We start from the raw sequence: 19845 nt of genomic DNA, 5'->3' as shown, positions 1-19845 counted from the left end.
CGGGGCACGTTCTGGTAGTCCTCGCGGTCCTCGCTCTTCCCGTACACGCGCTCGCCTCTTTCCCGTACTCACGCTCGCCTCGTTCCCGGCCCCGTGCGCTCGCCTCCGCCCTCGTCCGCGCTTGGCACGTTCTCGACAGATGTTGGCGCTACAACGCAAGCCTGCCAGGGCGCGCCCGGCTTAGCGTCCACCCATGTGACCGAACAATCCGCTTCCGCTCCCCCGCGCACCGATTGCCCGCCCCGCCCCGGCCTGACCCGTCCGACGGCGCTGCTGCTCGCCGCGACCAGTGCCGTCACCGCCGCCAACGTCTATCTGAACCAGCCGCTGCTGGGCGCCGCCGCCGCCTCGTTCGGGGTGGCCCCGGACGTCCTCGGCGCGGTCCCCACCGCCACCCAGCTCGGCTACGCGGCCGGCATCCTGCTGCTGGTCCCGGCGGGCGACAGCCACGACCGGCGACGGCTGATCCTCGGCCTCGGCACGGCCTCCGCTCTCGCACTCGCCGCCTGCGCCCTCGCACCGACCGTCGCCTGGCTGGCGGTGGCCGGCTTCGCGGTCGGCCTGCTCTCGCCCGTACCGCAGCTGGTCACCCCGCTCGCCGTCGCGCTGGCCGCGGGCGGCGGCGAGGCGAACCGGGGCCGGGTCGTCGGCACCGTACAGGCCGGTCTGCTGGTCGGGGTGCTGGCCTCGCGCGCTTACTCGGGGGCGCTGGCGGAGCAGGTCGGCTGGCGCGCGGTCTTCGGCTGCTCCTGTGTACTGACCCTGCTGACCGTGCTCGTCCTGCGCCGCGCCCTGCCCCGCGTCCCGGCGGCGGCCTCCGCCCCGTACCGGACCACGCTCGCCTCCCTGCCGCGGCTGTTCGCGGGCCGTCCGCCGGTCCGGCGGATCACTGTCTCCGGGGCGCTGGTGGGCGTCGCGTTCGGCGCGTTCTGGACGACGCTGACGTTCCTGTTGGAACGGCGGTACGGGTACGGGTCCACCGGGATCGGTCTGTTCGGGCTGGTGGCCGCGGCGAGCGCGCTGGCCTCGCCCTACGCGGGACGGCTGGCCGACCGGTTCGGGCGGCGCGGGGCGCTCGCCGCGCTGATCGGCCTGGTGATCGTGGGCTGGCTGCTCCTGCTGCCGGGCGGCAGCGCCCTGGCCTGGCTGCTCGCCGGAGTGATCGTCCTGGACGTCGGGGTCTGGGGCAGCCAGGCCGCGTCGCAGACGGCGCTGTTCGGGCTCGACCCCGCGCTGCACAGCCGCCTCAACACGCTCTACTTCACTCTGCGCTTCCTCGGCATCGCCGTCGGATCGCTGGTGGGGACGGTGGCGTGGTCCGGCGGCGGCTGGCCGGCCGTGGTGGCCACCGGGGCCGGCACCGCGCTCGCCGGGCTGCTCGTGGCGGTCGGCCCTGAGCGGATACGGCTTCGCCGCCGCGGCCGGACCTGACCGGAGGCCGCCCCGTCCCCGCCGTCAGTCCTGCCCGGCCGCCGCCTCGTCCGCATCGCCCCTGACCGGCTCGCAGAGCACCGTGACGATCTTGTTGCGGCGGCCGGCCGGGGCCTCGGCGGTCAGCCGCAGCGCCTTCGGCGAGAGGGCGGACGGGTTGTCGCTGAGGTCGATCTCGGCGGTGGCGCCGGCGATGGGGACGCGGCCCAGATGCTTGGCGAGCAGGCCGCCGACCGTCTCCACGTCCTCGTCGTCCAGCTCGGCGAAGCCGTACAGCTCGCCGAGGTCGCCGATGTCCAGCCGGGCGGTGACCCGGTAGCGGCCGTCGCCGAGGTCCTCGACGGGCGGCAGCTCCCGGTCGTACTCGTCGGTGATCTCGCCGACGATCTCCTCCAGGATGTCCTCGATCGTCACGATGCCGGCCGTACCGCCGTACTCGTCGATGACGACCGCCACGTGGTTGCGGTCCTGCTGCATCTCGCGCAGCAGGTCACCGGCGTTCTTGGTGTCGGGTACGAAGACCGCCGGGCGCATCGCCGTGGAGACCAGCTCCGTCTCGGCGTCCCGGCTGATGTGCACCTTGCGGGCCAGGTCCTTCACGTACACGATGCCGACCACGTCGTCCTCGTTCTCGCCGGTCACCGGGATACGGGAGAAACCGGAGCGCAGCGCGAGGGTCAGCGCCTGGCGGATGGTCTTGAAGCGCTCGACGGAGATCAGGTCCGTACGCGGCACCATCACCTCGCGTACGAGGGTGTCGCCGAGCTGGAAGACGGAGTGCACCATCCGGCGCTCCTCGTCCTCGATCAGCGACTCCTTCTCCGCGAGGTCCACCAGCGAGCGCAGCTCGGCCTCGGAGGCGAAGGGGCCCTGGCGGAAGCCCTTGCCGGGGGTGAGCGCGTTGCCCAGGAGGATCAGCAGCCGCGGGATCGGGCCCATGATCCGGGCCAGCGGCAGCAGGACGTACGCCGCGGCGGTGGCGGTGTTCAGCGGGTGCTGGCGGCCGATCGTACGGGGCGAGACGCCGACCGCGACGTACGAGACCAGCACCATCACCGCGATGGCCACGGTCAGCGCCTGCCACGTCTTGTCGAAGGAGCGCAGGCAGGCGTACGTCACCAGCACGCCGGCCGCCATCTCGCAGCCGACGCGCACCAGCAGCGCCACGTTCAGGTAGCGCACGGGGTCGGCGGCGACGGCGGCCAGCTTCGCGCTGCCGCGCCGCCCGGACCGTACGGCCTCCTCGGCCCGGAAGCTCGTCGTACGGGCGAGGCCCGCCTCGGCGCAGGCCGCGAGCCAGGCGACGACGACGAGGAGGACCGCGACCGCGATCAGCTGGGTGGTCACCGGAGCCCCCGCCGTCAGGTGACGGTCGGGGCCGGGGACGGCCCGGTCAGCCCGCGCTCGGCGCGCCAGCCGTCGATGATCGCCGCCTGGAGGCCGAACATCTCGGCCTTCTCCGAGGGCTCCTCGTGGTCGTACCCGAGCAGGTGCAGCACGCCGTGCACGGTCAGCAGCTGGAGCTCCTCGTCCATGCTGTGCCGGGTCGGCGCCTCCTCGCCCTGCTTCTTGGCGACCTCCGGGCACAGCACGATGTCACCGAGGAGCCCCTGCGGGGGCTCCTCGTCGTCCTTGGCCGGCGGACGCAGCTCGTCCATCGGGAAGGACATGACATCGGTCGGGCCGGGGAGGTCCATCCACTGGAGGTGGAGCTGCTCCATGGCGTCGGCGTCCACGACGATGACCGACAGCTCGGAGAGCGGGTGGATGCGCATCCGGGCCACGGCGTAGCGGGCGACGTCCAGGATCGCCTGCTCGTCGATGTCCGTTCCGGACTCGTTGTTGACGTCGATCGACATGAAGTGCTGCTTCTCGTTTCTCAGGTTCGCCGGCCGTTTTGGCTGTCGTACTTCTCGTACGCGTCGACAATACGGCCGACCAGCTTGTGCCGGACGACATCCTGGCTGGTGAGGCGCGAGAAGTGCACGTCGTCCAGCCCCTCCAGGATCTCCTGCACCTGCTTGAGACCGCTCTTCGTGCCGCCGGGCAGGTCGATCTGCGTGATGTCACCCGTGATCACGATCTTCGAGTCGAAGCCGAGCCGGGTGAGGAACATCTTCATCTGCTCGGGGTTCGTGTTCTGGGCCTCGTCGAGGATGATGAAGGCGTCGTTGAGGGTGTTGTGCGTCAGCAGGTAATCCTGTGTGACGTACAGCGAGTCCTCCGCCGCCACCTGGATGCACACCACTTCCTCGCGGCCCGCCGGCTCGATGGAGTCGATGAACCGCATCGGGCGTCCGCCGCCCCCGGCCGCGTGGTACTTCTCGGCCTTGCGGGCGAGGCGAAAGGGCTCGATGCCCTCGGGGAGACGGATGTCGATGACGTGGGCGTCCCGGCGGTAGCCGACGTCGCGGCCGTTCGCCCGTCCCGGCTTCCGGCCCTCGGCCGCCCGGCGGCGGCTGTAGGCGACACCCCCCAGTGACCGGACCAGCGCGATGACGTCGTCCCGGAGCAGGATCGAGGTCGTCGTGTACTGGATACGGCAGGTCCGGTCGGCCTGCGTCACCGGACCGCCGTCAGAGTCGAGCAGTCCCTGGAGGACGGCGAGACGGACCTCCGCGGAGTTCTGGAGGTAGTTGTCCGGCACGAACTTCGAGTACGACCGGGTGCCGAGCAGGTCCAGGGCCCGGAGCGCTCCCGTGACCGGGTTCTCCAGCGTGACGACATCGCCCGGTGCCTTCACACGGTTCAGCACGTAATCGACGCTGCTCTTCCGCCGGAGGGTCATACCGGGAAGTGCCGCTTCGAGTGCGACGGCGAGTTCGGGGTCGTCGGTGGCGTACGAAGGCGTCGTGCTGCCCGTGAGGCAGCCGTCTCCGAGCAGCAGGCCCAGGGCGTACGGGTCCATGGGGACGGCACGCTCGGGGAAGCAGACCGGCGCCGTGAGCATCGGCAGCTCGTAACGGCGAGCATGCGCCGCGCGGAGGTTGCCGATCATCTCCTTGGTTTCGAGGACCCGCCACGGCTTGTCCGACGCGGTGCGGACCGTCCACAGGTGCTCGCCGCAGCACAGGGTCCAGGAACCGTCCTGTGCGGTGACGCGGTAGATGTCCTTCTCGCCCTGCGGATAGACGCCGAGGACCGGGGTGGGCTCGCCGTTCGACCCGATGACGAGATCGCCCACCTGAAGGTCGCCGATGGGGCGCCAGCCGTCCGGGGTCAGGACGTTCGTGAAGGTCGGTTGCGCGCGACCACGCATGTATGCGAGCGGCGCCACCTCGATCGTCCCCGCCGCCATCAGCCGGGGGATCGAGTCCGGGTCCAGCATGTCGTGCAGGGCGTCGTACAGGGGGCGCAGATACGGGTCGATCTTTTCGTAGAGGGTGCCGGGGAGGAAGCCCAGGCGCTCGCCGGCCTCGACGGCGGGACGGGTCAGGATGATGCGGTTGACCTGCTTGGACTGGAGGGCCTGGACAGCCTTCGCCATGGCGAGGTAGGTCTTGCCCGTGCCGGCGGGGCCGATGCCGAAGACGACCGTGTGCTGGTCGATGGCGTCGACGTAGCGCTTCTGGTTGAGGGTCTTGGGGCGGATGGTGCGGCCGCGGTTGGACAGGATGTTCTGGGTGAGCACCTCGGCGGGGGTCTCGCTCGACGCGCCCCCGCCGTCCGCCGCCGTCCGCAGCATCGCGATGGAGCGCTCCACCGCGTCCTCCGTCATCGGCTGGCCGGTGCGCAGGACCAGCATCATCTCGTCGAAGAGGCGCTGGATCAGGGCCACTTCCGCGGGGTCGCCGGTCGCCCGGATCTCGTTGCCCCGTACGTGGATGTCGGTGGCCGGGAACGCGTTCTCGATGACCCGCAGCAGGGCGTCTCCGGACCCCAGGACCGTCACCATCGGGTGCTTGGCGGGGACGGTGAACTGGGCGTGCGCCTGCGGTCGTGTAGGTGTCTGAGTCATGGGCCGGCTCTGTGGCCTGCTCATCCCCCATTCGTTGCGCCGCGGACTGCTGCCCCGCGGCTCGGCTCCTTGGGATACCAAGGGTACGACGGTGCACTGACAAGCCCGAAGCCTTTTCCGGCGTTCCCTTGTTCCCCTGTTCCCCACGTGACGGGCCGCTCACGCGGGGCGGCGGAATCCGATCGTCGGCAGCGCGCGGGCCAGCGGCCAGGAGCGGGCCGCGGTGGGCAGCAGGGCGTCCAGGAAGGCGTAGCGGCGGCGCAGCGCGGCGGCGTCCTGGATGTCGTGGGCGCGCGCCGCGCCGCCGTCCGGCGTGCGTCCGTACGCCCCCGCCGCGGTCACCCGCTGCCACCACGCCGCGATCTCCACCCAGCCCGGCGCGGACAGCGAACCGCCGAACTCCTGTACGGACAGCGCGGCGGTCAGTCCGGCGAAGGCGAGGCGGTCGGCCAGCGGCCAGCCGGCCAGCGAGCCGGTGACGAAGCCCGCCACGAACACGTCGCCGGCGCCGGTCGGGTCCATCGCCTCCACCGCGATGGCGGGCACCTCGGCGGTCTCGCCGGTCCGCCCGTCGACCGCGTACGCGCCCTCGGCGCCCAGCGTCACCACGGCGACCGGCACCAGGTCGGCCAGCTTGCGGGCGGCGGCGCGCGGGCAGTCCAGGCGGGTGTAGCGCATCGCCTCCTCCGCGTTGGGCAGGAAGGCCTCGCAATGCTCCAGCTCGGCCAGGTCGGCCGGGTCCCAGCGGCCGGTGTCGTCCCAGCCCACGTCGGCGAAGATGCGGCTGCCGCGGCGGGCGGCGCAGCCGAGCCAGCCCTCGGGGCTGCCGGGCGTCAGCGAGGCGACGCAGGCCCGCGAGGGCGGCGGGCAGCCCGGCGCGTGCTTGCCGTCGAAGGCGGTGCGGGCGGGGCCGCTGGGCGCCTCATGGCCGTGCGAGACCATCGTGCGCTCGCCCTCGTACGCCATGGAGACGGTGACCGGCGAGTGCCATCCGGCGACGGTGCGGGACATCGACAGGTCGACGTGCTCGCCGCGCTCCAGGGCCTCCCAGCAGTACTCGCCGTACATGTCGTCGCCGAAGGCCGCGGCGAGCGAGGTGCGCAGGCCCAGGCGGGCCAGCGCGGTGGCCATGTTGGCGACGCCGCCGGGGCTGGAGCCCATGCCGCGCGCCCAGGACTCCGTGCCGCGTACCGGGGCCGAGTCCAGGCCGGTGAAGATGATGTCCAGGAAGACCGTGCCCGTGAGGTAGACGTCGGTGGCCGGGTCGCCGTCGGCGCGTACGGCGGCGAGCGGGTCGAGCGCGGGCGCGGGGCCCGGCGGTACGTGGCCGCCCGGTCCGCTTCCAGGGGTCCGCTGGACATCGTGTGCGCTCACCGTGCCTGCCCCTCTCTCTGTGTGCGCGTGCCGCCAGTGTGCCCGATGCTTGCGGTACGTTCCGGCCCATGAGGCTCACGATTTTGGGCGGCGGGGGTTTCCGGGTACCGCTCGTGCACCGCGCGCTCCTGGACGATCCCGCGCAGGCCGTCTCCGAGGTGACGCTGTACGACACCGATCCGCGGCGGGTGGCCGTGATCGCCTCCGTACTGGCCCGGCAGGCCGAGCGGCGGAGCGGACCGGGGAAGCCGTCTCCCGTCCGCGTACGGATCGCCGGCTCGCTGGACGAGGCGCTGCGCGGCACCGACTTCGTCTTCTCCGCGATCCGGGTCGGCGGCACCGCGGGCCGGATCGCGGACGAGCGGATTCCGCTGGACGCGGGCGTGCTGGGGCAGGAGACGGTGGGCGCGGGCGGTGTGCTGTACGGACTGCGCACGGTGCCCGTCGCGCTGCGGATCGCCGAGCGGGTGGCGGCGCTGGCGCCGGACGCCTGGGTCGTCAACTTCACCAACCCGGCGGGGACCGTCACCGAGGCGATGGCCCAGGTGCTGGGCGAGCGGGTGATCGGCATCTGTGACTCGCCGGTCGGGCTGGTGCGGCGGGCGGCGCGGGCCGCGGGCGCCGATCCGGGCCGGGTGACGTACGACTACGTCGGGCTCAACCACCTCGGGTGGCTGCGCTCGCTGGCCGCCGAGGACGGCACGGACCTGCTGGCGGCCCTGCTCGCCGATCCGGGCGCCCTCACTTCCTTCGAGGAGGGCAAGCTCTTCGGCGCCGAGTGGCTGCGGGCGCTGGGCTCGATCCCCAACGAATATCTGCACTATTACTACTTCCGCCGGGAGACGCTCGCTTCTCTGGTGCACACCGAGGAGACGCGCGGAGAGTTCCTGGACCAGCAGCAGGGCGGCTTCTTCGAGGCGGCTTCCGGTGCCTCTCCCGAGGAGGCGTACGCGCTGTGGGAGCGGACCCGGCTGGAGCGCGAGGAGACGTACATGGCGCACAGCCGGGAGGCGACCGGCGGCTGGCAGCGCGACACCTGCGACCTGGAGGGCGGCGGTTACGACCAGGTGGCGCTGGCGGTCATGCGCGCCATCGCGGGCGACCGGCACGCGCGCCTGATCCTGAACGTGCGCAACGGGACGACCGTGCCGCAGCTCGCCCCCGAGGCGATCATCGAGACGGTGTGCGAGGTGGACGCGCGGGGCGCCCGGCCACTGCCGTGCGCGCCCCTGCGCGAGGACCAGCTGGGGCTGATGCTCCAGCTCAAGGCCGTGGAGCTGGCGACCGTCGAGGCGGCGGAGTTCAAGGACCGGGACGCGGCGCTGCGCGCGATGGCGCTGCACCCGCTGGTGGACTCGCCGGCCGTGGCCGCCCGCATTCTGGAGCGGGCGGCCACCCGCTGACGTCTCCGGGCGGATCAGTGGCCCCGCTTGATCCACTCGTCCAGGTGCGGTGCCTCCGCGCCGATGGTCGTGCCGTCGCCGTGTCCCGTACGGACCTCGGTCTCCGGGGGCAGCGTCAGCAGCCGCTCCCGGATCGAGCCGACGATGGTCGGGAAGTCGGAGAAGGAGCGGCCGGTGGCGCCGGGGCCGCCCTGGAAGAGGGTGTCGCCGGTGAAGACCGTGCCGTGCTCGCCCAGTTCCGGCGCGTACAGGCACACCGCGCCGGGTGCGTGGCCGGGGGTGTGCAGCACGGTCAGGTCGACGCCCCCGATGGTCAGCACCTGGCCGTCCGCCAGCGACTCGTCGGGCGCCCGGTCCGGGTGGGTCTGCTTCCACAGCGGCAGGTCGTCCGGGTGGAGGTGGATCATCGCGCCGGTGCGGGTGGCGAGTGCCGGGGCGGCGTCGATGTGGTCGTTGTGCGCGTGGGTGCAGATGATCGCGCGCAGCGTCCGGCCGTCCAGGGCCTGGTGGATCGCGTCGGCGTCGTGCGCGGCGTCGATGACGACCGCCTCGATGTCGTCCCCGACGATCCACACGTTGTTGTCCACGTCCCACGTACCGCCGTCGAGCGAGAACGTGCCGGAGGTGACGAGGTGGTCGATGCGGGCCGCCATCAGAGCGTCACCACCGAGCGCAGCACGTCGCCGTGGTGCATCCGCTCGAAGGCCTGCTCGACGTCCTCGATGCCGATCGTCTCGGTCACGAAGCCGGCCAGGTCGATGCGGCCCTGCTGGTGCAGGTCGACCAGCATCGGGAAGTCGCGGGACGGCAGGCAGTCGCCGTACCAGGACGACTTCAGCGCGCCGCCGCGGCCGAACACGTCCAGCAGCGGCAGCTCCAGCTTCATCTCCGGCGTCGGCACGCCGACCAGCACGACGGTGCCGGCCAGGTCACGCGCGTAGAACGCCTGCCGGTACGTCTCGGGGCGGCCCACCGCGTCGATCACCACGTCCGCGCCGAAGCCGCCGGTCAGCTCGCGGATCGCCTCGACCGGGTCGGCGGCGCGCGAGTTGACGGTGTGGGTGGCGCCCATCGTCTTGGCCATGGAGAGCTTGCGGTCCTCCACGTCCACGGCGATGATCCGGGACGCGCCGGCCAGCCGCGCGCCGACGATCGCCGCGTCGCCCACGCCACCGCAGCCGATCACCGCGACGGAGTCGCCGCGGCCCACCGCGCCGGTGTTGACGGCCGCGCCGATGCCGGCCATCACGCCGCAGCCGAGCAGCCCGGCCACCGCCGGGGACATCTCGGGGTCGACCTTGGTGCACTGTCCGGCCGCGACCAGTGTCTTGTCCGCGAAGGCGCCGATGCCGAGCGCGGGCGTCAGCTCCGTGCCGTTCTTGAGGGTCATCTTCTGGCGGGCGTTGTGGGTGTCGAAGCAGTACTGCGGGCGGCCGCGCTTGCAGGCCCGGCACGTGCCGCACACCGCGCGCCAGTTGAGGATCACGAAGTCACCGGGCTCCACGTCGGTGACGCCCGCGCCCACGGCCTCCACGACGCCGGCCGCCTCGTGCCCCAGCAGGAACGGGAAGTCGTCGTTGATCCCGCCCTGCTTGTAGTGCAGATCGGTGTGGCACACCCCGCACGCCTGCACCTTCACCACGGCTTCACCCGGCCCGGGGTCCGGCACCAGGATCGTCTCCAGCCGCACCGGCTCGTTCTTCCCCGGCGCGATGACGCCACGCACTTCCTGTGCCATCGGTACAGCTCCCTCCAAAGATCACGTACGGGATGAATACGGTACGCGCCCCGGCCGCCGGGAGCGCCGGCCCGTCGGCGGCCGGGGCGCACCGCCCACCACCGCTCACCACCGCGGCATCCGGGGCACCGCCCATCCCGGGTCGGCCGCCCGCATCGCCGCCGCGTCGTCGCGGTCGCGCAGGGTGCCGTCGTCGGCGAGCCAGCGTGCGTGGAGGGCCGCGAGGCGGTCGCGGTCGAGGGTGACGCCGAGACCGGGCGTGTCGGTGACCGCGAGGCGGCCGTCCCGGAAGGCGGGGCGTTCGGTGAGCACGTCCTCCGTCTGCCAGGGGTAGTGGGTGTCGCAGGCGTACGCGAGGTCGGGCACGGTCGCGGCGACGTGGGTCATGGCGGCGAGGCTGATGCCCAGGTGGGTGTTGGAGTGCATGGACAGGGCGACGCCGAAGGCGCGGCAGATCGCGGCCAGGTCGCGGGTGTTGCGCAGGCCGCCCCAGTAGTGGTGGTCGGAGAGGACGACCTGGACGGCGCCGCGGGTGAAGGCTTCGCGGATCTCGGCGAAGGTGGTGACGCACATGTTCGTGGCCAGCGGGAGGTCCGTACGGGACGCGACCTCGGCCATGTGGGCGGTGGTGCCGGTGGGGTCCTCCAGGTATTCGAGGACATCGCCGAGTTCGCGGGCGACGTGGAGGGAGGTGCGGACGCTCCAGGCGCCGTTCGGGTCGAGGCGCAGGGGGTGACCGGGGAAGGCGGCGGCCAGGGCCCGGATCGCGGCGATCTCCTGTGCGGGCTCGAAGACGCCGCCCTTGAGCTTGAAGGAGCCAAAGCCGTACGTGTCGTGGAAGCGGCGGGCCTGGGTGACGATGCCGGGCGGGTCGAGGGCCGCGCCCCAGTCGTCGGGCTCACCGCGGCCGCCGGGGTGGGCGGCCCAGCGGTAGAAGAGGTACGCGCTGTACTCGACGTGGTCGCGGACCTTGCCGCCGAGCAGGGCGTGCACGGGCAGCCCGGCGTGCCGGCCCCAGGCGTCCAGGCAGGCCACCTCGAAGCCGGAGACGACGGACAGCCGCATTTTGTCGGCGGTCCGCACGCCGCGCAGACCGCCCGCGGTGACGTCCTCGGCGCCGGTGGCCGCCGGGGAGTCGCCGCAGACCTCGGCCGCGAGGAGCGGCAGCGCGTTCAGGTCCGTGACCTGACGGCCGATCAGCGCGTAGGCGAGGGGGCGGGCCAGATCGAGGTACGCGGTGTCGCCGTAGGTCTCGCCGAGTCCGGTCGCGCCGCCCGCCGTGGTCACTTCGATGATGAGGCGGGGGGTGTAAGGCTGGTGGACGCCCTGCACATTGAGCAGGGGCGGGTCGGCGACGAGCACCGGGGTGAGGTGGACGGCGGTGATGGCGGTGGCCGGCGGGGCGGCGGCCGGCCGGTGAGGCGGCGTGGGCCGGATTTCCGTACGTAGACGGTGTCCATCCATGGGGACGGAGCGTAGGGAGGCGGATGAACAGCGTCAACGGCGCCGACGGGGACGCGGGGCCGGGTCCGGCCACGAGAACCGGACAGCCTTTACCAACCATTGAATCTTCGCGCGTAGATGTCCGCATAAACGCTCTGTTAAACCTAGGTGGCCCCCACCGGTCCAGCTAGGAGCTGCACATGCGCCACCCCCTCCTCTCCCGCCGCCGTGTCCGTGTCGGTGCCGCGGCCGTCACCGCGGTCGTCGCCGGTACCGCGGCGTTCGGCGTCGGCCAGGCCACCGCCGAACACTCCGTACCGCGTACGGACAAGGAGGTACCGAACCTCACCCAGGTACAGGACAAGATCAAGGCGTACTACGGCGACACGGTGGCCGCGAACGGGCAGCACTACGCCTCGCCGCGCAGCAACTACGCCAAGCAGGTGCGCGGCATCACCGACTCGGCCCGGAACTACCTGGCCAAGGCCGCCGGCAAGAAGCACCACGGCAAGCCCGCCATCGTCCTGGACATGGACGACACGACGCTGCTGACGTACAACTACGAGCTCCAGGTCGGCTTCCACCACACCGAGGCGGCCCAGGACAAGTACCTGGCGAGCACCGACATGGCGCCGGTCTTCGGCATGGACCGGCTCGTCAACTGGGCCCGCGGCAAGGGGTACGAGGTCTTCTTCGTCACCGGCCGCAAGGAGGCGCAGCGCGAGTGGAGCGTGCGCAACCTCAAGAACGTCGGCTACAAGGTGCCGCTCGACCGCACGCACGTCTTCCTGAAGGACAAGAAGAACCCGCCGGCCTACCTGCCGTGCGGCGCCAACTGCACGACGGTCCAGTTCAAGTCCGGCACCCGCAAGCACATCGAGTCGCGGGGCTACGACATCGTCGCCAACTTCGGCGACCAGTACAGCGACCTGAACGGCGGCTACGCCGACAAGACCTTCAAGCTGCCGAACCCGATGTACTTCCTGCCCTGATCCACCGGGCGGCGTACGCGTCCCGTCCTCAGGTGCGCTTGGGGACCGGGACGCGCATCAGGTCGCGGGCGATGGTCAGCTCTCCTTCGAAGCCGGCCGCCCGGGCCTGGCGCTCGAACTCCGACGGGTCCGAGTAGCGCTGCGAGAAGTGCGTGAGGACCAGGTGGCGCACGCCCGCCCCGGCGGCGACGCGCGCCGCCTGGCCCGCCGTCAGGTGACCGTGTTCCTTGGCCAGCCGGACGTCCTCGTCCAGGAACGTGGACTCGATGACGAGCAGGTCGCAGCCCTCGGCGAGCGCGTGCACCCCGTCGCACAGCCGGGTGTCCATGACGAAGGCGAGCCGCTGGCCGCGCCGGACCTCGCTGACCTCGTCGAGGGTGACGCCGTCGAGCGCGCCCTCCCGCTGGAGCCGGCCGACGTCCGGCCCGGCGATGCCGTGCGCGGCGAGCTTCTCCGGCAGCATCCGGCGCCCGTCCGGCTCGATGAGGCGGTAGCCGTACGCCTCGACCGGGTGGGAGAGCTTGCGCGCCTCCAGGGCGTACGAGGGCGTGTCGGCCAGCACCCCGTCGGCGGCCACCGGCTCCTCGGCCAGCCGCACCGTCTCGCGGTAGGCGGTGGCGTAGCGCAGCCGGTCGAAGAAGCGCCGGCCGCTCGCCGGGAAGTGCGCGGTGACCGGGTGGGGCACCCGGTCGAGGTTGATGCGCTGGATGACCCCGGCGAGCCCGAGCGAGTGGTCACCGTGGAAGTGGGTGACGCAGATCCGGTTGATGTCGTGCGCGGCGACCCCGGCCCGCAGCATCTGCCGCTGGGTGCCCTCCCCCGGGTCGAAGAGGATGCCTTCGCCGTCCCACCGCAGCAGGTAGCCGTTGTGGTTGCGGTGCCGGGTGGGCACCTGGCTGGCGGTGCCGAGGACGACGAACTCGCGTACGGACACGGCGCTCGGACTCCCGCCCCGTCAGACCAGGCGCTGGAGGTCGCGGCCGCCCAGGACGTGCGCGTGGGCGTGGAAGACCGTCTGGCCCGCGCCGGGGCCGGTGTTGAAGACGATGCGGTACCCCGTCCCGTCGACCTTCTCGTCGGCGGCCACGGCGGCGGCCTCGCTCAGCACCTCACCGGCGATCCGCGGCTCGGCGGCGGCCAGCTCACCGGCGTTGGCGTAGTGCACCTTGGGGATGACCAGAACGTGCGTCGGCGCCTGCGGGCTGATGTCCCGGAAGGCGACGGTCGTCTCGGTCTCCCGCACGATCGTCGCGGGCACCTCGCCGGCCACGATCTTGCAGAACAGGCAGTCGGCCTGTGGTTCTCCCGCCACCGGTGGGCTCCTCCCGGATCGCCGTCACGTCTACGGGTCGGATGTTACCGGGCCGCCCGTGAGAGGTCGTGCGGCGGCCGGTCCGGTGGCGGGAGGGCCGGGACGGCGCGCCGGACGGGTGATCAGTGGTCCGCGGCCCAGGTCGGCTTATGGCCGTCCTTTCCGTCGTGACCGTCGCCGTTCCGGCCGTCGTGGTTGCCGTCGTCGTGGCCGTTGCCGTCCTGGTTGCCCTGGTCGTCGTGGTTGCCGTCGTCGTGGCCGTTGCCGTCCTGGTTGCCCTGGTCGTCGTGGTTGCCGTCGTCGTGACCGTGGCCGTTGCCGTTCTGGTCGTTCCGGCCGTCGTGGCCGCCCTGCCCGTCGTGGTCGTGCGAGTCGTCCGAACAGGTGTCGCTGGGCGACGGGTCCGGATCGGGCTCCGGGTCCGACGGCTGCGCGGTGACGGTGACCGTGACGGGCGGTGTGTACGGCGGCTCGTGTGAGGTGTGGCCGCTGCTGGGCGGCTGGACGGTGTGGGTGACGGTCGGCCGCGGGCTGCCGGTCGGCTCGTCCGCGTCGCAGTTGCCGAGCACGCCCACCTGGAAGACGACCTGCCCGGCGACCCGTGCGGTCAGCCGCCCGCGTACACAGCGGCCGTCGACCTCGGAGGTGACCCGGCCGGTGATGGTGATCCGGCTGCCGTGGACGGTCTGGCCCTGGCAGTCGACGGTGGCGACGGTGTGGCGGTTCGCCGAGGCGGTGGCGCCGGCGGTGGTCCGCTGATCCCGCGGAACGGTCGCCGTACAGCTCAGCCAGCTCACCTTCACGCCGACGCGTTTCAGCGCCTCGGTCCCCGCCTGGTCGGTGGTATAGGCGACGGAGGAGGTGTTCAGCCCGCCGGCCGGCTCACACGCGGTCACCGCGACGACCGCCGCGCCCGCGGCGCCCACCGCCGCGAGCAGCCTGCCGCGCCGGGTCGTTCCGGCCCGGGACCTGCCGGTCCGCGCGAGCCGCGTCCGTACGTACCGTACGCCTCGTAAGCGCCCCATGGACCCCATGTCCGGCAGCGTCCCACCACGGCCCCCCGGACCAACAGCCCCGGCTCGGCCAGTGTGCGCCGCCGCTTCACGGACCGCCGCATTCCGCCTGTCCGGCTCCCGCCGTACACCGTGCCGGAATCACTAAGCTGATCCACAGACCGCCATCCGCCCATGATCAGGAGTCATCCACCATGGCAACCACCCGCACCGCGCAGACCCACTGGGAAGGCAACCTCATGGAGGGCAAGGGCAGCGTCGCCCTGTCGTCCTCCAACGTCGGCACGTTCGACGTGAACTGGCCGGCCCGCGCCGAGCAGCCGAACGGTGTCACCAGCCCCGAGGAGCTGATCGCGGCCGCCCACTCGTCCTGCTACTCGATGGCCTTCTCGCACGGCCTGGCGGGCAAGGGCTACACCGTCGCGGCCCTGGACACCAAGGCCGATGTGACGTTCCAGCCGGGCGAGGGCATCACCGGCATCGTGCTGACGGTCAAGGCCAGCGTGCCGGGCCTGTCCGAGGAGGACTTCCAGGCCGCCGCCGAGGACGCCAAGAAGAACTGCCCGGTGAGCCAGGCGCTGGCCGGCGTCAAGAACATCACCCTCAACGCCGAGCTGGTCTGATCCGGCGGGCGACACAACGGGGGCGGGGCCGCGGCACCACGAGTGCCACGGCCCCGCCGTTCAGCTGGTGCGGGCGCGCTGCGGCGCCCCGCCGTCCGCTTCCTGACGCTACGTCAGCTCCAGCGTCCGGTACGCCCCAGCAGCAGCGCCGTGGCAGCCGTACCCGCCGTGGACGTCCGCAGCACGCTCCACCCGAGCCGGTACGCCTTGGCCCCCGCCTCCTCGAACGCCGCCAACTCCTCCGGCGACACGCCGCCTTCGGGGCCGACGACGAGCACGATCCGCCCGGACGGCGGGAGTTCGGCGGACGCCAGCGGCGCGCTCCCCGCGTCCCGGTCCTCGTGCAGGACGGCGGCGAAGTCCGCCTCCGCGAGCAGCGCCGCGACCTGCTTGGTGGACATCAGGTCGGTGACCTCGGGAAAGCGCAGCCGACGCGCCTGCTTGCCCGCCTCGCGGGCCGTGTTGCGCCACTTGGCCAGGGACTTCGCGGCCCGCTCGCCCTTCCACTGCGTGATGCACCGGGACGCGGCCCACGGGACGACGGCGTCCACACCGGTCTCCGTCATGGTCTCCACGGCCAGCTCGCCGCGGTCGCCCTTGGGCAGCGCCTGTACGACGGTGATCAGCGGCACCGGCTCCGGCTCGCACTGCTCGCCGGTCACCTCCACGACCAGCCGGTCCTTGCCCTCGGCGGCCCGCACCACGCCCACCGCGCCGCTGCCGCGCCCGTCCGTCAGCACCACGGGCTCGCCCGCGCGCAGCCGGCGCACGGAGACCGCGTGCCGCCCCTCGGGCCCGTCCAGCACGGTTTCGCCCGGGCCCGGGACACTGTCGACGAGAAAGACCGGCGCCGTCACAGCGCACCTCCCAGCTCACCCGGGACACCCGGCCCGGCCTGATGGTCCCGGCCCGCCTCCGGGCCGCTGTCCGGTCCGCCGCCGAGGCCCAGCCCGGCGCGTGCCGCGTCCAGTTCGGCCATCAGCACCTCGACCAGCTGTCCGGCCGGCAGCTCCCGCGCCAGCCGGTGCCCCTGCCCCGCCCACAGCGCCATGCCCTGCGCGTCGCCGGTCCTGGCGGCGGCCTTGCGCAGGCCCGAGGTCAGGTGGTGCACGGCCGGATAGGCCGCCGGGGCGTACGGGCCGTGCTCGCGCAGGAAACGGTTCACCAGGCCGCGGGCCGGGCGCCCGGAGAAGGCCCGGGTCAACTCCGTGCGCGTGAACAGGGGGTTGGTCATCGCCTGCTTGTGCAGCGGGTGCGCGCCCGACTCCGGGGTGACCAGGAAGGCCGTACCGAGCTGCGCCATCGCCGCGCCCGCCGTCAGCACCGCGGCGATCTGCGAGCCGCGCATCAGGCCGCCCGCCGCGATGATCGGTATCTGCACGGCCTCGCGCACCTGCGCGATCAGCGACAGCAGTCCGAGTCCGGAGCCGGTGCCGTCGGCCTGCGGGTCGTCGCGGTGGGTGCCCTGGTGGCCGCCGGCCTCGATGCCCTGCACACAGACCGCGTCGGCGCCGGACCACTGCGCGGCCTGCGCCTCGGCCGCGGTGGTGGCGGTCACGATCGTGTACGTACCGACCTTGGCGAAGGCGTCGAGCACGGCGCGGGAGGGACAGCCGAAGTGGAACGAGACGACCGGCACCGGGTCCTCGCGCAGGATGGCGAGCTTGGCCTCGTACCCGTCGTCGACGCCGCCGTACGGGTCGATCTCGTCCAGCGGGGTCTCGTACCAGGCCGACTCGCCCGCGAGCTGCTCGCGGTAGACCTCGACGGCGGCGTTCTCGGCGAGCGAGGGCTGCGGCATGAAGAGGTTCACGCCGAAGGGCCGGTCGGTCAGCCCGCGCAACTGCTTGATCTCCTGGTACATCCCGTCCGCGGTCTTGTAACCGGCGGCCAGGAAGCCGAGCCCGCCGGCTCCGCAGACGGCGGCGGCCAGCTCCGGGCGGGCCACTCCGCCCGCCATCGGGGCCTGCGCGATCGGATAGCGACAGAGATCGGTCAGCGCTGTGGGCATGCCCACATCGTGTCACGCCGCACGCCCGGTCCCGAACCGGGTCCGTCCGCACCAAGATCAAACACGCCCGGCGTTCGGGGCACTTCGGGCGCGGGCCGGGACGGCGGGCGGGGGCAGGGGCGGGGGGACGACGAGGACGGCGGCCGGGCTCGGAGCCCGGCCGCCGTCCATCCGGCCCTCTTAGGGATCAGCGTCCGTTGAACGCGTCCTTCAGCCGCGAGAACAGCCCCTGCTGTCCCGGCTGGAACTGACCCTGCGGGCGTTCCTCGTTGCGCAGCTTGGCGAGGCGGCGCAGCAGTTCCTCCTGCTCCGCGTCGAGCTTGTTCGGCGTGATGACCTCGACGTGCACGATGAGGTCACCGCGGCCGTTGCCGCGCAGGTGGGTGACGCCGCGGCCGTGCAGCGGGATCGACTGGCCGGACTGGGTGCCGGGCCGGATGTCGATCTCCTCCATGCCGTCCAGCGTCTCCAGCGGGCACTTCGTGCCCAGCGCCGCCGCCGTCATCGGGATGGTGACCGTGCAGTGCAGGTCGTCGCCGCGCCGCTGGAACGTCGGGTGCGACAGTTCGTGGATCTCCACGTACAGGTCGCCGGCCGGTCCGCCGCCGGGGCCGACCTCACCCTCGCCCGCGAGCTGGATGCGGGTGCCGTTGTCCACACCGGCCGGGATCTTGACCGTGAGCGTACGGCGCGAACGGATACGCCCGTCGCCGGCGCACTCGGGGCACGGGGTCGGCACGACCGTACCGAAGCCCTGGCACTGCGGGCACGGCCGCGAGGTCATGACCTGGCCCAGGAAGGACCGGGTGACCTGGGAGACCTCGCCGCGGCCGCGGCACATGTCACAGGTCTGCGCCGAGGTGCCCGGCGCCGCGCCCTCACCCGAACAGGTCGTGCAGACGACGGCGGTGTCCACCTGGATGTCCTTGGTGGTGCCGAAGGCCGCCTCGTCCAGCTCGACGTCCAGTCGGATCATCGCGTCCTGGCCGCGCCGCGTGCGGGACCGCGGTCCGCGCTGCGAGGCGGTGCCGAAGAACGCGTCCATGATGTCGGAGAAGTTGCCGAAGCCCGCGCCGAAGCCGCCGGCCCCGCCACCGCCACCCGCCTGCGAGAGGGGGTCGCCGCCGAGGTCGTAGACCTGCTTCTTCTGCGGGTCCGAGAGCACCTCGTAAGCGGCGTTGATCTCCTTGAACCGCTCCTGGGTCTTCGGGTCCGGGTTCACATCCGGGTGCAGCTCGCGCGCCAGCCGCCGGAAAGCCTTCTTGATCTCGTCCTGCGAGGCGTCGCGCCGTACGCCCAGGACCGCGTAATAGTCCGTGGCCACTTACGACTCCGCGAGGATCTGTCCGACGTAACGTGCCACTGCGCGTACCGCTCCCATCGTTCCGGGGTAGTCCATGCGGGTCGGTCCGACCACGCCGAGTTTGGCGACTGCCTCGTCGCCCGAACCGTAGCCGACCGCGACGACCGATGTGGACGTCAGGCCCTCATGGGCATTCTCATGCCCGATGCGTACGGTCATGCCGGAGTCCTTGGCCTCCCCGAGCAGTTTGAGGAGCACCACCTGCTCCTCCAGAGCCTCCAGCACCGGCCGGATGGTCAGTGGGAAATCGTGCCCGAAGCGCGTGAGATTGGCGGTGCCGCCGATCATCAGCCGCTCTTCGGTCTCCTCCACCAAAGTCTCCAGCAACACCGACAGAACTGTCGAGACCGTCCCCCGGTCCTCCTGCTCGAAGGACTCCGGGAGATCCTGCACGAGCTGCGGCACGTCCGTGAACCGCCGGCCCACCACACGGCTGTTCAGCCGCGCCCGCAGGTCCGCCAAGGAGGTCTCGCCGAACGGCGCCGGGCAGTCCACCATGCGCTGCTCGACGCGGCCGGTGTCGGTGATCAGCACCAGCATCAGCCGGGCCGGGGCCATCGACAGCAGCTCCACGTGGCGCACCGTGGACCGGGTCAGGGAGGGGTACTGCACGACGGCGACCTGCCGCGTGAGCTGCGCCAGCAGCCGTACCGTGCGCCCCACCACGTCGTCCAGGTCGACGGCGCCGTCCAGGAAGTTCTGGATGGCGCGCCGCTCGGGGCTGGACAGCGGCTTGACGCCCGCCAGCTTGTCGACGAAGAGACGGTAGCCCTTGTCCGTCGGAATGCGTCCGGCGCTGGTGTGCGGCTGGGCGATGAAGCCCTCGTCCTCCAGCGCTGCCATGTCGTTGCGGACCGTGGCGGGTGAGACACCGAGCTTGTGCCGCTGGGTCAGCGCCTTGGAGCCGACCGGCTCCTCGGTCCCGACATAGTCCTGGACGATGGCGCGCAGCACTTCGAGTCTGCGTTCACTGAGCATCGCGCACACCTCCAGTCCGGCCGTGTCACCGGCGCGCGGCCGGGTTCTTCCCGGGTCGTCTTCCCTGGCACTCATCAGGTCCGAGTGCCAGACCCGGACCAAGTGTACGGCCGGGTCACATGGACAGGGCAAGGGCCGCGGTACCGGAGGCCCGCCCGGCGCGGCCGGGGCGGCGCACCGCGGGGGCCGGCGGGCGCCCGGGAACC

Annotated in this window: 19 protein-coding genes (1 of these 19 only partly in view); 4 read left to right on the top strand and 15 right to left on the bottom strand. The window is 72.3% G+C overall.

Going from position 1 to position 19845, the window contains the following annotated elements:
- A protein-coding gene (locus CP973_RS08395; RefSeq protein WP_150238950.1) for an AraC family transcriptional regulator crosses the window boundary here: on the bottom strand, positions 1-47 show its 5' end (the start). It extends 730 nt beyond the left edge of the window; 47 of the gene's 777 nt are visible here — the first part of the coding sequence; the start codon lies at positions 45-47; its stop codon lies off the left edge, out of view.
- A 148-nt stretch (positions 48-195) separates the two neighbouring features.
- Between CP973_RS08395 and CP973_RS08390 the strand changes: the two genes are divergently transcribed.
- Entirely contained in the window at positions 196-1431 is a 1236-nt protein-coding gene (locus CP973_RS08390; protein WP_244409329.1) for an MFS transporter, read from the top strand.
- Positions 1432-1455: 24 nt separating this feature from the next.
- Here CP973_RS08390 and CP973_RS08385 read toward each other — a convergent pair whose 3' ends face one another.
- From CP973_RS08385 to CP973_RS08370, 4 genes are all read right to left on the bottom strand, one after another.
- Entirely contained in the window at positions 1456-2778 is a 1323-nt protein-coding gene (locus tag CP973_RS08385; protein WP_150238948.1) for a hemolysin family protein, read from the bottom strand.
- A gap of 14 nt (positions 2779-2792) precedes the next feature.
- The gene (ybeY, locus tag CP973_RS08380) at positions 2793-3290 is read right to left on the bottom strand and encodes an rRNA maturation RNase YbeY (RefSeq protein ID WP_003984339.1); all 498 of its coding nucleotides are present in this window, start codon (positions 3288-3290) and stop codon (positions 2793-2795) included.
- A 20-nt stretch (positions 3291-3310) separates the two neighbouring features.
- Positions 3311-5389: a PhoH family protein gene (locus CP973_RS08375; protein WP_150238946.1), complete on the bottom strand. Its 2079-nt coding sequence runs from the start codon at positions 5387-5389 to the stop codon at positions 3311-3313.
- A gap of 159 nt (positions 5390-5548) precedes the next feature.
- Complete coding sequence (locus tag CP973_RS08370) at positions 5549-6763, bottom strand: PfkB family carbohydrate kinase (RefSeq protein ID WP_150238944.1); 1215 nt, start codon at positions 6761-6763, stop codon at positions 5549-5551.
- A 68-nt stretch (positions 6764-6831) separates the two neighbouring features.
- Between CP973_RS08370 and CP973_RS08365 the strand changes: the two genes are divergently transcribed.
- Complete coding sequence (locus tag CP973_RS08365) at positions 6832-8166, top strand: family 4 glycosyl hydrolase (RefSeq protein ID WP_150238942.1); 1335 nt, start codon at positions 6832-6834, stop codon at positions 8164-8166.
- 14 nt (positions 8167-8180) lie between these two features.
- On the opposite strand, the gene CP973_RS08360 is transcribed toward CP973_RS08365, so the two are convergent.
- The 3 genes from CP973_RS08360 to CP973_RS08350 all read right to left on the bottom strand — a co-directional run bounded on the left by CP973_RS08360 (position 8181) and on the right by CP973_RS08350 (position 11368).
- The gene (locus CP973_RS08360) at positions 8181-8819 is read right to left on the bottom strand and encodes an MBL fold metallo-hydrolase (protein ID WP_150238940.1); all 639 of its coding nucleotides are present in this window, start codon (positions 8817-8819) and stop codon (positions 8181-8183) included.
- Entirely contained in the window at positions 8819-9904 is a 1086-nt protein-coding gene (locus tag CP973_RS08355; RefSeq protein WP_150238938.1) for an S-(hydroxymethyl)mycothiol dehydrogenase, read from the bottom strand. Before CP973_RS08355 ends, CP973_RS08360 begins: the two co-directional genes overlap by 1 nt.
- Before the next feature lie 105 nt (positions 9905-10009).
- Positions 10010-11368 (bottom strand): enolase C-terminal domain-like protein, encoded by a 1359-nt coding sequence (locus CP973_RS08350; RefSeq protein WP_244409328.1) that lies wholly within the window; start codon positions 11366-11368, stop codon positions 10010-10012.
- 179 nt (positions 11369-11547) lie between these two features.
- Here CP973_RS08350 and CP973_RS08345 point away from each other — a divergent pair, with 179 nt between their 5' ends.
- Entirely contained in the window at positions 11548-12339 is a 792-nt protein-coding gene (locus CP973_RS08345) for an HAD family acid phosphatase (protein ID WP_150238936.1), read from the top strand.
- Positions 12340-12367: 28 nt separating this feature from the next.
- On the opposite strand, the gene CP973_RS08340 is transcribed toward CP973_RS08345, so the two are convergent.
- The 3 genes from CP973_RS08340 to CP973_RS40370 all read right to left on the bottom strand — a co-directional run bounded on the left by CP973_RS08340 (position 12368) and on the right by CP973_RS40370 (position 14676).
- Positions 12368-13273 (bottom strand): ribonuclease Z, encoded by a 906-nt coding sequence (locus CP973_RS08340; protein ID WP_150238934.1) that lies wholly within the window; start codon positions 13271-13273, stop codon positions 12368-12370.
- A 21-nt stretch (positions 13274-13294) separates the two neighbouring features.
- Complete coding sequence (locus tag CP973_RS08335) at positions 13295-13651, bottom strand: histidine triad nucleotide-binding protein (RefSeq protein WP_150238932.1); 357 nt, start codon at positions 13649-13651, stop codon at positions 13295-13297.
- Positions 13652-13773: 122 nt separating this feature from the next.
- Positions 13774-14676 carry a hypothetical protein gene (locus CP973_RS40370; RefSeq protein ID WP_208853151.1) on the bottom strand — a complete coding sequence of 301 codons (903 nt, stop codon included), beginning with the start codon at positions 14674-14676 and terminating at the stop codon, positions 13774-13776.
- A gap of 182 nt (positions 14677-14858) precedes the next feature.
- Here CP973_RS40370 and CP973_RS08325 point away from each other — a divergent pair, with 182 nt between their 5' ends.
- A complete protein-coding gene (locus CP973_RS08325; RefSeq protein ID WP_030654859.1) occupies positions 14859-15287 on the top strand; it encodes an OsmC family protein in 429 nt (142 codons plus the stop codon).
- Between the two features lie 113 nt (positions 15288-15400).
- Here CP973_RS08325 and CP973_RS08320 read toward each other — a convergent pair whose 3' ends face one another.
- The 4 genes from CP973_RS08320 to hrcA form a co-directional block, all read right to left on the bottom strand.
- Positions 15401-16144 (bottom strand): 16S rRNA (uracil(1498)-N(3))-methyltransferase, encoded by a 744-nt coding sequence (locus CP973_RS08320; protein ID WP_150238930.1) that lies wholly within the window; start codon positions 16142-16144, stop codon positions 15401-15403.
- Positions 16141-17298 carry a nitronate monooxygenase gene (locus tag CP973_RS08315; protein ID WP_150238928.1) on the bottom strand — a complete coding sequence of 386 codons (1158 nt, stop codon included), beginning with the start codon at positions 17296-17298 and terminating at the stop codon, positions 16141-16143. The genes CP973_RS08320 and CP973_RS08315 overlap by 4 nt, the downstream gene beginning before the upstream one ends.
- 187 nt (positions 17299-17485) lie before the next feature.
- A complete protein-coding gene (dnaJ, locus tag CP973_RS08310) occupies positions 17486-18622 on the bottom strand; it encodes a molecular chaperone DnaJ (RefSeq protein WP_150238926.1) in 1137 nt (378 codons plus the stop codon).
- Positions 18623-19639 carry a heat-inducible transcriptional repressor HrcA gene (hrcA, locus tag CP973_RS08305; protein WP_003984321.1) on the bottom strand — a complete coding sequence of 339 codons (1017 nt, stop codon included), beginning with the start codon at positions 19637-19639 and terminating at the stop codon, positions 18623-18625. It lies immediately after the preceding gene.
- Positions 19640-19845 lie beyond the last annotated feature (206 nt).

The sequence above is a fragment of the Streptomyces albofaciens JCM 4342 genome (genome assembly GCF_008634025.1).
Classification (GTDB): Bacteria; Actinomycetota; Actinomycetes; order Streptomycetales; family Streptomycetaceae; genus Streptomyces; species Streptomyces albofaciens.
This window is presented reverse-complemented; position numbering and strand designations above follow the sequence as displayed.